The sequence below is a fragment of the Bacillus sp. CCNWLW194 genome (genome assembly GCF_037120585.1).
GTDB lineage: Bacteria > Bacillota > Bacilli > Bacillales > Bacillaceae_G > Bacillus_A > Bacillus_A basilensis.
The window spans coordinates 40,671-54,365 of sequence record NZ_JBBBBL010000005.1; the positions used below are offsets into that span (position 1 = coordinate 40,671).

Annotated in this window: 16 protein-coding genes and 1 pseudogene; 11 read left to right on the top strand and 6 right to left on the bottom strand. The window is 32.0% G+C overall.

Annotated features, from left to right (window positions below; all coding sequences use genetic code 11):
• Window positions 1-72 precede the first annotated feature (72 nt).
• Window positions 73-258, bottom strand: a pseudogene (locus V7S50_RS12970) (pyruvate oxidase); the annotation flags it as partial.
• 181 nt (window positions 259-439) lie between these two features.
• Window positions 440-1,177 carry a ZIP family metal transporter gene (locus V7S50_RS12975; protein WP_242253134.1) on the bottom strand — a complete coding sequence of 246 codons (738 nt, stop codon included), beginning with the start codon at window positions 1,175-1,177 and terminating at the stop codon, window positions 440-442.
• A 135-nt stretch (window positions 1,178-1,312) separates the two neighbouring features.
• Here V7S50_RS12975 and V7S50_RS12980 point away from each other — a divergent pair, with 135 nt between their 5' ends.
• The 4 genes from V7S50_RS12980 (at window position 1,313) to V7S50_RS12995 (ending at window position 4,245) form a co-directional block, all read left to right on the top strand.
• Window positions 1,313-2,101: a class I SAM-dependent methyltransferase gene (locus tag V7S50_RS12980; RefSeq protein WP_242253135.1), complete on the top strand. Its 789-nt coding sequence runs from the start codon at window positions 1,313-1,315 to the stop codon at window positions 2,099-2,101.
• Window positions 2,102-2,149: 48 nt separating this feature from the next.
• The gene (locus tag V7S50_RS12985) at window positions 2,150-2,779 is read left to right on the top strand and encodes an immunity protein Imm33 domain-containing protein (RefSeq protein ID WP_242253136.1); all 630 of its coding nucleotides are present in this window, start codon (window positions 2,150-2,152) and stop codon (window positions 2,777-2,779) included.
• Window positions 2,772-3,305, top strand: a complete 534-nt coding sequence (locus tag V7S50_RS12990) for a DUF6843 domain-containing protein (RefSeq protein WP_242253137.1) — start codon at window positions 2,772-2,774, stop codon at window positions 3,303-3,305. The genes V7S50_RS12985 and V7S50_RS12990 overlap by 8 nt, the downstream gene beginning before the upstream one ends.
• Window positions 3,306-3,378: 73 nt before the next feature.
• Entirely contained in the window at window positions 3,379-4,245 is an 867-nt protein-coding gene (locus V7S50_RS12995) for an MBL fold metallo-hydrolase (protein ID WP_242253138.1), read from the top strand.
• 158 nt (window positions 4,246-4,403) lie between these two features.
• On the opposite strand, the gene V7S50_RS13000 is transcribed toward V7S50_RS12995, so the two are convergent.
• On the bottom strand, window positions 4,404-5,345 hold the full coding sequence (locus tag V7S50_RS13000) for a nucleoside hydrolase (protein WP_242253547.1): 942 nt from the start codon (window positions 5,343-5,345) through the stop codon (window positions 4,404-4,406).
• A 15-nt stretch (window positions 5,346-5,360) separates the two neighbouring features.
• A complete protein-coding gene (locus tag V7S50_RS13005; protein ID WP_242253139.1) occupies window positions 5,361-5,963 on the bottom strand; it encodes a DUF2441 domain-containing protein in 603 nt (200 codons plus the stop codon).
• Between the two features lie 202 nt (window positions 5,964-6,165).
• On the opposite strand from V7S50_RS13005, the gene V7S50_RS13010 reads away from it, so the two are divergent.
• The 5 genes from V7S50_RS13010 to V7S50_RS13030 all read left to right on the top strand — a co-directional run bounded on the left by V7S50_RS13010 (window position 6,166) and on the right by V7S50_RS13030 (window position 9,420).
• Window positions 6,166-6,651: a DUF2798 domain-containing protein gene (locus V7S50_RS13010; protein ID WP_242253140.1), complete on the top strand. Its 486-nt coding sequence runs from the start codon at window positions 6,166-6,168 to the stop codon at window positions 6,649-6,651.
• Window positions 6,652-6,825: 174 nt separating this feature from the next.
• On the top strand, window positions 6,826-7,251 hold the full coding sequence (locus V7S50_RS13015; protein ID WP_242253141.1) for a DMT family transporter: 426 nt from the start codon (window positions 6,826-6,828) through the stop codon (window positions 7,249-7,251).
• Between the two features lie 19 nt (window positions 7,252-7,270).
• On the top strand, window positions 7,271-7,966 hold the full coding sequence (locus V7S50_RS13020) for a Crp/Fnr family transcriptional regulator (protein WP_242253142.1): 696 nt from the start codon (window positions 7,271-7,273) through the stop codon (window positions 7,964-7,966).
• Between the two features lie 16 nt (window positions 7,967-7,982).
• Window positions 7,983-8,453, top strand: coding sequence for a DMT family transporter (locus V7S50_RS13025; protein ID WP_242253143.1), 471 nt, complete (start codon window positions 7,983-7,985; stop codon window positions 8,451-8,453).
• Window positions 8,454-9,012: 559 nt separating this feature from the next.
• Entirely contained in the window at window positions 9,013-9,420 is a 408-nt protein-coding gene (locus tag V7S50_RS13030) for a GNAT family N-acetyltransferase (RefSeq protein ID WP_063225014.1), read from the top strand.
• Window positions 9,421-9,558: 138 nt separating this feature from the next.
• Here the strand turns inward: V7S50_RS13030 and V7S50_RS13035 are convergent, their stop codons facing one another.
• The gene (locus V7S50_RS13035) at window positions 9,559-10,182 is read right to left on the bottom strand and encodes a TetR/AcrR family transcriptional regulator (RefSeq protein WP_242253145.1); all 624 of its coding nucleotides are present in this window, start codon (window positions 10,180-10,182) and stop codon (window positions 9,559-9,561) included.
• 121 nt (window positions 10,183-10,303) lie between these two features.
• Here V7S50_RS13035 and V7S50_RS13040 point away from each other — a divergent pair, with 121 nt between their 5' ends.
• Window positions 10,304-12,535: an MMPL family transporter gene (locus V7S50_RS13040; protein ID WP_242253147.1), complete on the top strand. Its 2,232-nt coding sequence runs from the start codon at window positions 10,304-10,306 to the stop codon at window positions 12,533-12,535.
• A gap of 47 nt (window positions 12,536-12,582) precedes the next feature.
• Here V7S50_RS13040 and V7S50_RS13045 read toward each other — a convergent pair whose 3' ends face one another.
• Window positions 12,583-12,765 carry a DUF4021 domain-containing protein gene (locus V7S50_RS13045; RefSeq protein WP_242253149.1) on the bottom strand — a complete coding sequence of 61 codons (183 nt, stop codon included), beginning with the start codon at window positions 12,763-12,765 and terminating at the stop codon, window positions 12,583-12,585.
• Between the two features lie 200 nt (window positions 12,766-12,965).
• On the opposite strand from V7S50_RS13045, the gene catA reads away from it, so the two are divergent.
• Window positions 12,966-13,616: a type A chloramphenicol O-acetyltransferase gene (catA, locus tag V7S50_RS13050; RefSeq protein WP_242253151.1), complete on the top strand. Its 651-nt coding sequence runs from the start codon at window positions 12,966-12,968 to the stop codon at window positions 13,614-13,616.
• The last annotated feature ends 79 nt before the right edge of the window (window positions 13,617-13,695 follow it).

Below are 13,695 nucleotides of genomic sequence, written 5' to 3' on the forward strand. Positions count from 1 at the left end.
TGATATACATATGCTAAATACCTATTTCTTGGTTCTAAATAAAACAAATCGTTTTCAGCTATCTTTTTTCGTTTAAAGTGGTGGTAAATCAATCTTACCTTCTTCAAATAATTCTTTTATCATATGCTTCGTATAATCAGCGGCTTGACCAAAGGTGATTTTTGCTGGCATTGGTGCTTCATTTACCTCTACAACTACATCAATAATACACGGACTATTTTGTTTTATCGCACTTTCGAAAGCAGGAAGTAGTTCATCTATAGAATTGATGGAACCTCCAGGCATTCCGTATATATGTTCTACTCCCCAGTCACTTAAAAGGTCAACTAGTGCTACACCGGCTGTGTTCCCAAACATAATTTTTCCTCCTTATAATTAGGTAGATACTATTATGTTTTGGAGAAAAAGGAAAAATATACAAATGATAATATTATTATCTTTAATGATGACCAGCGAATAGTGTAAATACTGTTATTAGTAAAAAACCGCTAGTTGCCCAAGTTAGAAATGTAAGGAAAGAGAGCTGTTTCTTAGCTTTCCAAAGCATTTCATGAATTGTTACATAGCCAAGTGAGCCGATAGCACTTCCCATAATAAGCCCTTGTAAATGTAGAGCTTTTCCTTCCATCAAAATGCCAAAAACCGTCCCAGTACCGAGAATAAGGGAAAGTAATAAAGTTGTTAATAAAAAGGAAATATATTTATGCTTTGTAAAGAGAAAGGGGATAATTAATGCTAATCCTTCAGGAATATGGTGAACGACGATTGCTATTAAAAAAGGTATGGCAGAGTCAGCATGATTAATAAAAGCAGTACCTAAAGCAAATCCACTCGGCAAATTATGAATAAATATAGCGAGAGAGAGAAAAAGGAAAGTTTGCCAAGCTTGTTGATCTTTTTTATGTATCATTGGATGATGACAATAGTTATCTAATAAGCTCATAACTAAAATACCGATAGCTATACCAAGTATAGGCCCAATTATTTCATAGCTTGAAAATGTTTCAGGAATAATTTCAAGGGATAAAAGCCCAAGTAAAATCCCCCCACATAATGCGTATAAACGATGCATCTTTTCTTCAATTAACTGGCGCGTAGCAATGCCAACCGCACCGCCTAATAGTAATCCGCCAAATGAAAAAAACGTAACAATCATTGGAATCCATAATCGTTCCACAGTATCACACTCCGATTCTTTCACTTGTTTTTAGCTTACGAAAAGGGAAGTTAGATTAGTCCAAGTAATTGTGTTTGATTATAGAGAAAAAACTAACAATTCGTTGTAATTTATATATTGAATTTAAGTGGAAATATGAAATGGGGAATAAGTTTGCAAACAAAATGGAGTCTATCTGAATATGAAAATCCAAAACGATATGATGTAGAAAATAAAAGTTTGTCAGATTTTCCGTTCTTACTATCATGGGCGAAAAAACTAAGTATACAAAATGAATGGATTTTAGATATTGCCTGCGGGACAGGAAGGGTTACAATTCCATTTATAGAAAACGGATATCAAATGATTGGTGTAGATATACATGAAGGCATGCTTGCTGAAGCAAAGAAAAAATCTACGGATTGTAAGAAGGTCAAATGGCTACAACAAGACTGCTTACAATTGAAGATTGAAGAAACGATTCCGTTAGCATTTATGGTAGGACACGGGTTCCAGCATTTTCTCACGAATATAGATCAAAATCAGTTATTAACATTTATTCATCACGTATTAGCTGAAAATGGTATATTTATATTCGATACACGTTTTCCTTCAAAAGAAGAATTAATACAACCATCTACAGAAGAATATTGGACAACTGTTAGTGATGAAAAGGGAAGAAAATATAATCTATATACTGAAATGACATATGATTCAATTCAGCAAATACAGCACTACATAACAACAAGAAGGTTTTATGAGGACGATGTACTAGTAGAGGAACTGAAAACAACGATAGATCTTCGCTATACGTATCCGCAGGAGTTAGAAAGATTATTAGTAGCGAATGGTTTTGAATTATTACATATATATAATGATTGGGAAGGAAATGAGTTAGGGGAAGATTGTTATTCAATGGTAGTAGTTTGCCGGAAGAAAAAATAGTGTTATTTAAAAAATATGAGTGTAAAAAGTTTTTGAGGAGAGAAAAATATGTCTTGGTACTTAGATAATGTTTATGAATTAAATAAAGGAGCACCATATACATTTTACCTTCCTAGCTCAGAAGTGTTGGAGAAATTAAAGATTGGAGATTTGGTAAAGTTAATTTTTGTAACTAAAAATGGGGAAGAAGATGGGTTTAATGATGAAAGAATGTGGGTAGAAATCACTGAAAGAAATGAGAAGAAGTTTGAAGGGGAACTGAGCAATGAACCATATCGATTAGATTTAAAAATAGGTGATAACATTTCATTTGGAATCGAAAATATATGTGATACGGAATATCATGATCCAGCTTCAAAAGATTGGGATTTTTATTTTGATACGAAGGTAATTGTTAGTAATGATGTACTTGAAAAAAGAGAATTTAACTTTATGCTTAAAGAGGATTCAAGAGAAGATGGTGATTCGGGTTGGTCAATATTAAGTGGCTATGAAAGTGATGACTATGTAAATGATCCTAAAAACTTTCAAATTATTTCAATTGGAGTCATATTGAATATAGATGATTCTATTTTGAAATTTCTCGAGGAACCACCGTTATGTGCATATGAAAGAAATGATAAAGGTAGATTCTATAAGATTGAAGATTATGATTGGGATGCGTATTTAAATGGATAAAAGAGGTTACTACGTTTTAAAGAGAAGTACATTTTGTTTCGGAATCATATTAACGTTATTTTTAAGTGGATGTACCAGTTTTGGTAAAGAAACGACAGATACAATATACGTAATTCCTGAAGGATACGAAGGTGATTTAATTGTACTATATAACGTACCTGGTGCGGAGACGTTACAGGAAGAAGATGGATTTAGTGTTGTCATTTTCTCAGCTGACGGTACTGCTATTACAGCTACAAAAGATATGAAATATGGTACAGTAAATGATTTATATTACACAGTAAATAAAGAAGGGAAGCGTACGAAGCTTGATTCTAGCTGTATACGCCTTGCTTCAACTGGAAGTAGAACTGAAGATTCTTGGGAATACCCACTTGTAAACTTAGAGGTAACTCATAAATCATGTTCTCAAGAATTTTCAGCTAATGGTAGAGAGGTACCAGAGAACCAAGAGCACCCTTCTGAAAAGAAGATGAGAGATTTAATGCAGCGTGTACAAGAACAGTATATGAATAAAGTGAAATAGTTAGTATGTTAGATGCTAGAAATTTACAAGTAGTATAAATTGAAGAGAATAGCAGTAAATGGAGGAACTAATTATGCAGCAAATAAAAAAAATAGGAAACTCGTTTTGGCATATGACACCAGTTTCTGAAACAGATAGACCTATATTGGGAATGGTCGTTGGACAAGAAAAAACGTTAATGATTGATGCAGGGAATTCAGAAGAACATGCACAATTGTTTTTAGAAATGTTAAAAGAACAAAATGTATCGAATCCTGATTTTGTAGCACTAACGCATTGGCACTGGGATCATATTTTTGGATTATCTGTACTACAGAATGCATTAACTATTGCGCATACTGAAACGAAAAAAGAAATGCAGTCACTAGTATCTTATGAATGGACAGATGAAGCATTGGACGCACGCGTAAAAGAAGGTACTGAAATTGAATTTTGTGCGGATTGCATAAAAAAAGAGTTTAGCAAGAAAGCGAGAAATATTAAAATTATTCCTCCGACCTTAACGTTTCAGAATCAACTTGAATTAGATCTTGGTGAAGTGACATGCTTGTTAAAACATGTGGGGGGAGATCATGCACATGATTCAGTTGTTATGTATATAAAAGAAGAAAAGATATTGTTTTTAGGAGACTGTATATATGCAGATATTTTTTCTTCGAAGTGGAACTATACGACGAAAAGAACTTTTAAATTAATAGAGGAATTAGAGAAATTCGATGCTGAAACTTATATTCTTTCTCATGGGGAAGCAATAGATCGGGCTAAATTTTTACAAGAAATTCATTTGCTAAAAACAATAGGAGCTTATACAGAAGCTCATAAAGGCGATGAAGAGAAGATAAAGGAAGCGTATAAACAAGAGCTAGATAGAGAATTAAATGAAGATGAGTTAGAAACAATAACGTTTTTTGTAAATGGTTATGAACTGAGTAAACTGTAAAACACAATTTTTATCAAATAGCATGAAACTGTACAAAAAGAGTATTGAAAGTTAATTCAATGCTCTTTTTTAATAATAAGTTCCAACCAATTTCTAATTTTTTACTGGCCCATCATTTGAAGTTATACCATTTTTTTATTTTTCGTATAGATAGGCTTTTAAGTAGAGGCTTTTTTTGCTAACCCAGTTATATAGTCGAAAAAACCATTGTGGTTTACATCATATACTACATTAACTGGTCGGCCATCAGCTGTTTCCACTGTACGTCCTTGGCTAGGTCCGTATGTATAAACAATACTATTAATCGTTTGTACTTTTGCTAGATCAGCTTTCCCAACAAATGCAGCAGTTAATACATCCCACAAATAGTAGGTAGAGTTCTTTGGAAAGTGAACGAGAGGGGGAACAATTGCATAACATTGACCAAGGAAATCAATACCGATATACTTTCGATCTTTTGCCCACTGTTCACGTATGTCTACAGTTAGGGGAACTTGGTTTGTACTTTCTAGAGTTACTAAGTCGATTTCTATATTTGCTTCCCATACGCGAGCTACTGCTTCAGGGTCCCAAAACGAATTCCATTCGGCTGTTCCATCATGTTCAGGTTCATGTACATTGCCTGCAGTACGAAATGTACCACCCATCCAAACTAAACGTTTAATTTTATTTTCGATTATAGGTGCTTCATATAGTGCACGGGCTAAATCGGTAAGAGGACCTGTAAATAATAAAGTTGTTTTCTCTTCAGTTTGTAGAAGAGCCTCAATTAAATGATGATGCGCAGGTTTTGCTGCTACGGGTGTTACAACTTTTCCAGACTCATTTAAAATGGGTAAAGCATCTACATAAAATGCATGCATCCGCCAGTCTTTTGGAAATGGATTTTTTCCACGAGAATTAGACGCTGCTACTTCAATATTACCTTTGCCGAAGCGATCAATAATTTTTCGACTTGCCGACACTGCTGGTTCTAAATAGCAATCTGCAGGGATAACTGAAACACCTGTAAGGTCGACATTATCCATCTGGAGTAATAAAAACAGTGAAACTAAATCATCTACACCGCCATCATGATTGAAGTACACTTTTTTCATCATTGTAATCTCCATTCTCTAATATTTAACTTTGGAAAAATCATTGTTAATTTCCACTACTTCAATTTTCCCATTAATCAATAGCTCAGGTAATTCGCTTTTGCTATTTCCTTTCCAATACTCTCTAGCTTGTTCAATTTTTTGAGAAAAAGGAATGCCATCTTCTTTCGGTAAAAGGTTTCCGTCACCTTCGAAATGATTTCCAATTACTCGTAGTTTAACAATCTGCAACACTTCTCGATTGTAAGAATCAAACAATGCTTTCCATTTCAACGCATCATCATAGCTTTTAGCAGCATATAAACAAGATAGTCTTGAAGGATAATTAGGATATTCTTGCAACCTAACCATTTCTACAATCGTTTCCCTAACTGCTCTAATTGTTTGATCTATATAATTCATAACGACTTGAGCATTTTCATTATTTACATGCAATTCTTCATTTTTATAGTAATTATTTATAATTTTCATGCCATCTTCACCACTAGCATTTAATTGTTCTTTTTCAAAAAAGAAGTGATATAGAGTATTATGTTGATTTTTGTTAAAATGAATGATTTGTCCGATATTCATTTTTCTCCTTGTTACGATGTGATATGCGTAAAATTCTGCTTCATTCATGGTTATCCTCCTAGTAATAATGTAATGCAATGTTAAATTTAGTAATTCAACATCGCGATATATATAACCTTTATAAGTAAAAGTGAGAATTAGAGTAGAAATATATGAAAGCGGTTTAAAATTGTTCACAAAATGTTCACTTACGAAGAGGTTTCCATAATCGATATAATGACAAAGACTTAAACAGAAAGGATGATAGAAATTGCCAACAACAAGAAAGGAAAACCTCCAATTTGGTATGATGATGTGCCTTGGGATGGTTATTGTAATGACGTTTTATAATTTATTACTGAATGGAGCAGGGGGACCAATTCATATTAAGGAGATCGCATTAGAACTAATAATTGGATTCATTATTGCATTATTAATTGAAATATGTATTGTTGGACCTTGTGCGAAAAAACTTGTATTCATGTTACCGTTTGATAAATCGAAAAAAGTAAATATTATTATTGCGATGGCGACAGCTATGGTTATTGGAATGGTTTTCTTTATGTCTTTTTACGGAATGGCTATGATGTATTTGCATAATGGGTTACATAGTGAATCATTCGTTTCAATGTATTTCTCGATTTTTATTAAAAACTTCATTATGGCGTATCCATTGCAATTAATTATTATGGGTCCGCTTGTGCGTTTTTTATTTGGAAAGTTTGTTTTGAAGAATAAATCTGTTAATGTAGCGTAATTATAATTATTAAAATTATATATATTAATCAAAAAACACACCTCAAATATTTTGAGGTGTGTTTTTTGATGGTCATTTGTAGTTATTTTCATACTGATGTGACATTTGTCCTTTTGCTTATATAGGATTATAGCTTTTAATTAAGTCAGAAATAGAAGATTAGGAGATGATTTTTTGAAAGGCATTGTATTTGCTGTATTTGCTGGCGTATTTATTACACTTCAAGGCACATTTAATGCGAAACTTAGTTCACATATTGGTATATGGTCGACAAGTATTATTACGCATTTAATTGGATTCATTATTGCAACAACAATATTTTTGTTAAAGAAAGAAGAGAAAATAGCGGATTTGAAGGATGTGAAAAAAATATATTTAGTAGCTGGTGCACTTGGTGGGTTAATTATTTGTGCAGAAACAATAGCGATACATGCAATGGGAGTTACATTAACAGCTGGAACACTTATGGTTGCGCAATTGTTAACAGCAACTTTTATTGAGCTGAAAGGATTATTTCAAATAAAAAAGATACAGATGGAGAGATATCATATTGTGGGAACAATAGTAATGATGTTAGGAATCGTTGTATTTAATATGTAAATGAAAGGAGGAAATGAAAGTGGAGAATAGATCAGATTTAATTATTCATTATTTGAAAACCAATAAAAAGCTCGAGTTTTTTTCAGAAATAGATACAGCTTATTTTCAATTAAATCATTTTGAAAAAGGCGAGCTTATTTGTAATATAGGTGATGAAATGGATCGTTTATACTTTGTTGTTAAAGGTAAAGTAAAAGTTTATACGATTACACCAGAAGGAAAAAAACTGATCCTTCGTTTTATCAATCCATTGGCGGTTGTTGGTGATATTGAATTCATACAAAATAGCAAAGCGCATAATGCCGTTGAAGCTTGTTCAGAAGTTGTAGCAATCTCCATTTCTCATACGGTTATTAGAAATAAGTTATTACAAAATCCTAAATTAATGAATTTCTTACTTGAAAACATTGCGAACACATTAAAAATATCGACTCGTTTTACAGCTCTTAATTTACTTTATCCAGTAGAAGTACGTGTAGCTAGTTATTTGCTTTCAATTTCAACAGATAGTAACGGGAATATGTATAGAGACGATTTGGATGCAACTTCGGTATCAAGTATTGCGGACTTTATAGGAGTAAGTTATAGGCACGTCATTCGGGTGTTACAAAAATTTTATAAAGAAAAATTAATTGAAAAGAAAAATGGAGTTATTGTAATTAAAGATTTATTTAGAATGAAGGAAGTTGCTAAAAATAATATATATGAGCAATGAAAAGAGGAGAGGGAATATGATTGGATTTAGTTTAGCTATATTAGCTGGAGTATTAATTAGCTTACAATCTGTTTTTAATACGAAAGTAAATGAAAACATAGGGCAGTGGTTAACAACTGCATGTGTTCTTGGAATAGGTTTCATAAGTTCTATTCTATTTTATATCATTACAGAAAACAGTATTAGCATTAAAGTGTATACTACAAATTATTTGTTTTATGTAAGTGGATTGTTTGGCATCGGATTAATTATTTGTATAATGGGTGCAATAAAGAGTTTAGGTCCAGCGTATACGGTGCTAATTAGCCTTATTACTCAATTAGTTGTTGCTCTATGTATTGATACATTTGGATTATTTGGAATAGAGAGGGTTCCCTTGCAAATAAATAAATTAATTGGAATTGCTCTATTAATTGTAGGGGTAGGAATTTTTAAAAATCTATTTTCGAATAAGAAAGATATTAATATAAATGAGGATAGAGCTTAAATAAATTACAGGGAGAGTTGTAAATGATTAGAGAAGTAGTAGTGAATGTTCTTTTTGTGAAGATGTTACATTTATTAGCATAGTTGAAAAATAAGTAAAGAAGCCATAGATAAATTGTGATCTTTTATATAGCACTTATTATTTTGAAGTTATGTGCACTATCGTAGTAGGAAAAGTGCCTATAAAGTAGGGTATGATTAAAATTAAATATTACCTAGTATATTTAACTAATGAATACAATGTCTTTTTCAGTTATTATGTTGTAAATAATTTTATGGTAAAATCTTTAACATAATGAAATAAAGGGGTAGTATTCTATGGGTTATTTCTCAAATAGTTTATTAGTTTTGTTTGTCCTGATCGTCTGTAGCTGTATGGTTTTTGGTTAATAATATAATGATGGATTTATATAAAAGAAGTTAACTGAGGATAGGTTAACTTCTTTTTATTTTAAGTTGAGAAGGAATAATATTGTTCTTATGGAAGTTTGTATAAATTAATTTCATAGTAAAAACAATTTTATGAAATAAAAACAAACGAGAAAATAAGGAGTATTTACATGAATAATAGTATAAATTACACAATTAAACACCCAACAAATTTCAATGGATTATTAACTGTATATGAATCTTTAGGATGGAATTCTCTTCAATTAACGGTTAACGAATTAGAACAAATGTGTAAACAAAGTTGGTATGCAATATATGCTTTTAAAGAGCAACAATTAATAGGGATGGGGCGTATTATATCAGATGGTGTAATAACTGGTGTTATTTGCGGGGTATGTGTATTACCAGAGTATCAGTCCATTGGAATTGGAAAAGAAATAGTAGAACGATTAATCCAGCACTGTGAACAAAACAAGGTCATTCCTCAACTTATGTGTGTAGAAACATTGCAATCTTACTATGAAACTATCGGATTTGAAGCATTCTCGATTGGGATGACAAAACATATTAAAAGATAGCGGTATTAGAAAGGAGAATAAATTTATGGAGATTGCTAACTGTGTGGAAGTATAATCTAATTACTAGTATAAAAATAAATTATAAAAGAGTATGTTTGAAAAAAATTCAAACATACTCTTTTATTAAAGGAAATCTATTTAATATGAATGACCTAACCCGTTCCAATAGAAAGTAACGATTTCTTGTGCTAATTCATCTATATTTGCAAGAATATGATTGTGATTTTCATCTTTAAAATTCCCAATTGATAATAAAGATACGAAAGCATGAGCAGCAAATTTAGCGTTTCCTTTAGGGATTTCTCCAAGTTGCATCGCTTTATCGAGTGCTTTTTCTAACACTTCATACATGCTATCTTCAGCATTTTTTAATTCCTTCAATTGTTCTTCAGATAAAGATAGTTTTGCATCTTTCATAAAATTTTTCATATCGATATCCATTGTGGCATGTAAGTAGACTTTAGCAAAGTTTAATAATCTCTCTTCTAAAGTATTGTTTGTAGAGAGTATTTGTGACATATTCTCACGTATACGCACCATCATCTGGATCATAGTAGCGGTAAATAAATCGGCTTTTGTTGAAAAGTAATAGTAGACGGTTGCTTTCGTAACACCACAAACTTTTGCGACCTCATCCATGGAAACGACTTGATAATTTTGAGTAAGAAATAATCGTGTTGCAACTTCTAAAATGGTTTCTTTTGTAGATTTTGTATTTTTATTTTGACGAGGCCTTCCGAGAGGACGTTGTTTTTGTTCCAAATCTATTCGCTCCTGACATGTATTCTTGAAATAATTATAACATAATTTTTAATCATTCTTGATTAATTAACCGACCAGTATATATAATTAATAGTGGAGGAAAAAAGGAAGGTGGGTTTTTATGAAAAAGCACCCGTTACATATGTTAGGGAAGCTTGTAGCAGGGAAGAATACGCAATGGATAACTTTATCGGTTTGGATTCTTATTACATTATTACTTTCATTTACGTTACCACAAGTAAATAGTACGAAAGAACCGAATCCGAAAAATTTACCTGAAACAGCTATGTCACAGCAAGCGGAAGCACTTATGAAAAAAGAGTTTCCGAATAATGCAGGAAATCCGTTGTTAGTAGTATGGCATAGAGATGGTGGATTACAGTCAAAGGATTATAAACTCATACAAGACGTTTATAAAGAATTAAAAACCAGTCCTTTAAAAGAACAATCAACATTACCGCCATTTGATACAATCCCGGAACAAGCATTATCAAAAAGTGCATCAAAAGATGGTACATCATTTGTTACACCAGTATTCTTTAATAAGACAGCTGGAACAGATATATTAAAAGGAAATCTTGAAGATTTAAGAAACATAGTGAATAGTAAGATCGATGAGGATCCATTCAAACGAAAAATTAGTGAATCGGGTTTACATGTTCGGTTATCTGGACCTGTAGGTATTCAAACGGATGCAGTTAGCTTATTTAGTCAAGCTGATGTGAAGTTATTAGTTGCTACTGTACTACTAGTATTAGTCTTATTAATTTTACTATATCGTTCACCAATTTTAGCAATTTTACCTTTACTTGTTGTAGGTTTTGCATACGGTATTATTAGTCCTACACTTGGATTTTTAGCTGATCACGGATGGATTAAAGTAGATGCCCAAGCGATTTCAATTATGACAGTTTTATTGTTTGGTGCTGGAACGGACTATTGTTTATTTTTAATTTCGAGATATAGAGAGTACTTACTAGAGGAAGAAAGTAAATATAAGGCGCTGCAACTTGCGATTAAAGCATCTGGTGGGGCAATTATAATGAGTGCATTAACGGTAGTACTTGGATTAGGAACATTACTACTTGCTCATTATGGTGCCTTTCATCGATTTGCAGTACCATTTAGTGTTGCAGTATTCATAATGGGAATCGCTGCTTTAACAATTCTTCCTGCGTTTTTATTAATCTTTGGCAGAGTTGCGTTCTTCCCGTTTATACCGAGAACAACTTCAATGAATGAGGAGTTTGCAAGAAAGAAAAAGAAAGTAGTAAAGGTTAAAAAATCAAAAGATGCCTTTAGTAAAAAACTTGGTGATGTTGTAGTCCGAAAACCGTGGACAATAATTATGCTAACTGTGTTTGTATTAGGCGGATTGGCTTCATTTGTACCACGTATTCAATACACATATGATCTATTAGAATCGTTTCCAAAAGATATGCCTTCCCGTGAAGGGTTTACGTTAATTAGTGATCATTTTTCAGCTGGTGAACTAGCGCCAGTTAAAGTTGTTGTTGATACGAAAGGAAAAGAGCTTCCTATTAAACAAGAACTAGAGAAATTTTCTTTTGTTAATACAGTGAGGGAGCCAAAAGAGGGTAAAGAAAATAAGCAAATACAAATGTATGAGGTTTCTTTAGCAGAAAATCCATACTCAATTGAAGCATTAGATCAAATCCCTAAATTGAAAAGTAGTATAGAAAAAGTATTAAAAGATGCTGGGATTAGTAATGCTAAAGATCAATTATGGATTGGTGGAGAAACGGCATCATTATATGATACAAAGCAAATTACGGAACGTGATGAAGCTGTTATTATTCCAGTAATGATTAGTATCATAGCTTTACTATTACTTGTTTACTTGCGATCAATTGTTGCGATGATTTATTTAATTGTAACTGTTGTCTTATCATTCTTCTCTGCATTAGGAGCAGGATGGATATTACTTCATTTCGGTATGGGGGCTCCAGCGATACAAGGAGCAATACCGTTATATGCATTTGTATTTTTAGTTGCTTTAGGTGAAGATTATAATATCTTTATGGTTTCTGAAATATGGAAAAATAGAAAGACACAAAATCATTTGGATGCAGTAAGAAATGGTGTAATACAAACAGGTAGTGTCATTACTTCAGCAGGTTTAATTTTAGCAGGAACTTTCGCAGTGTTAGGAACACTTCCAATTCAAGTACTCGTTCAATTTGGTATTGTAACAGCAATTGGAGTATTACTTGATACGTTTATTGTTAGGCCATTACTAGTACCGGCAATTACAGTTGTTTTAGGTCGCTTTGCTTTTTGGCCAGGGAAACTTTCGAGAAAGAGAGAAGAGATACAAAAAGTGGATGCATAGTTGAGAAAGCCAAGGATATTTTCCTTGGCTTTTTTCAATGTAGTTAATTAATTTTTTGAAGTCAAATTATCAGTTACAGCGTGATCAGCATCTTCAATTGTTGTTTCGGGCATTCCATACAAGCCGTTCATTGCTTGCTCTTCGATATTAAGATTTGCAGTATTATTATTTGGAATAGGTGTAGTGTTTGCGATAATATCATCTTTTTTATTTATATTTTTGTCATTCATGTTTGAATCCTCCAAACGTCAGTTGATTTATTAATAGTATGTGGTTGAAATTCAAGAAATATGTGAATGGATTTTTGCAGATGTTATATAATTAAATAAAAACTTGAGGATGCATCTATACTGTAAGGAGTGAACAAGTATGGTGAAAACAAGAAAGTTAGCCTTCTAAAATAAAAATAAAATTTTAGGAGGCTATTAAAATGAAGTTTCATATAATTGACAGAGAAAATTGGAATAGAGAGCAGTATTTTAAACATTATTTAAAATTGAAATGTACGTTTAGTATGACTGTGAATATTGATATCACGATGTTATTAGAGAAATTAAATCAAAAGAGAATAAAATTTTATCCCGTTTTTATATATTTAATTTCTCGAGTAGTAAATAATCATAAAGAATTTCGAACATGTTATAACGATGAAGGAGTTTTAGGCTATTGGGAGGAAATGATACCGAGTTATACAATCTTTCATAAAGATGATAAGTCTTTTTCAAGTATATGGACGGATTATTCTAGTGAATTCAACATTTTTTATAAAAATTATGAAGAAGATATGAGATGCTATGCTAGTGTTCATGGTCTCTTCACAAAAGAAAATGTTCCGCCTAATGTATTTCCGATTTCTAGCATACCTTGGACTAGTTTTACTGGATTTAATCTTAATATTAATAATGATGCTGATTTTCTATTACCAATTATAACTTGTGGGAAATATTTTAATGAAGAAAATAAGTTTATGCTACCAGTTTCATTACAATTCCATCATTCGGTTTGTGATGGATATCATGCGAGTCGATTTATAGAAGATTTACAGGAGTTAAGTAATAGTTGCAACGAGTGGCTTAAGTAATATTTAATTTTTAATTATGTAAAATTGAAAATGAATAAAAGAAGAGAACATGTTTTTATTACATGGTCTCTTTTTTATA

Excerpts from the sequence above, each read along its gene's own strand:
- V7S50_RS12980 (WP_242253135.1), top strand. The coding sequence starts at position 1,313 with ATGAAATGGGGAATAAGTTTGCAAACAAAATGGAGTCTATCTGAATAT.
- V7S50_RS12985 (WP_242253136.1), top strand. The coding sequence starts at position 2,150 with ATGTCTTGGTACTTAGATAATGTTTATGAATTAAATAAAGGAGCACCA.
- V7S50_RS12990 (WP_242253137.1), top strand. The coding sequence starts at position 2,772 with ATGGATAAAAGAGGTTACTACGTTTTAAAGAGAAGTACATTTTGTTTC.
- V7S50_RS12995 (WP_242253138.1), top strand. The coding sequence starts at position 3,379 with ATGCAGCAAATAAAAAAAATAGGAAACTCGTTTTGGCATATGACACCA.
- V7S50_RS13000 (WP_242253547.1), bottom strand. The coding sequence starts at position 5,345 with ATGATGAAAAAAGTGTACTTCAATCATGATGGCGGTGTAGATGATTTA.
- V7S50_RS13005 (WP_242253139.1), bottom strand. The coding sequence starts at position 5,963 with ATGAATGAAGCAGAATTTTACGCATATCACATCGTAACAAGGAGAAAA.
- V7S50_RS13025 (WP_242253143.1), top strand. The coding sequence starts at position 7,983 with ATGATTGGATTTAGTTTAGCTATATTAGCTGGAGTATTAATTAGCTTA.
- V7S50_RS13030 (WP_063225014.1), top strand. The coding sequence starts at position 9,013 with ATGAATAATAGTATAAATTACACAATTAAACACCCAACAAATTTCAAT.
- V7S50_RS13040 (WP_242253147.1), top strand. The coding sequence starts at position 10,304 with ATGAAAAAGCACCCGTTACATATGTTAGGGAAGCTTGTAGCAGGGAAG.
- V7S50_RS13045 (WP_242253149.1), bottom strand. The coding sequence starts at position 12,765 with ATGAATGACAAAAATATAAATAAAAAAGATGATATTATCGCAAACACT.
- catA (WP_242253151.1), top strand. The coding sequence starts at position 12,966 with ATGAAGTTTCATATAATTGACAGAGAAAATTGGAATAGAGAGCAGTAT.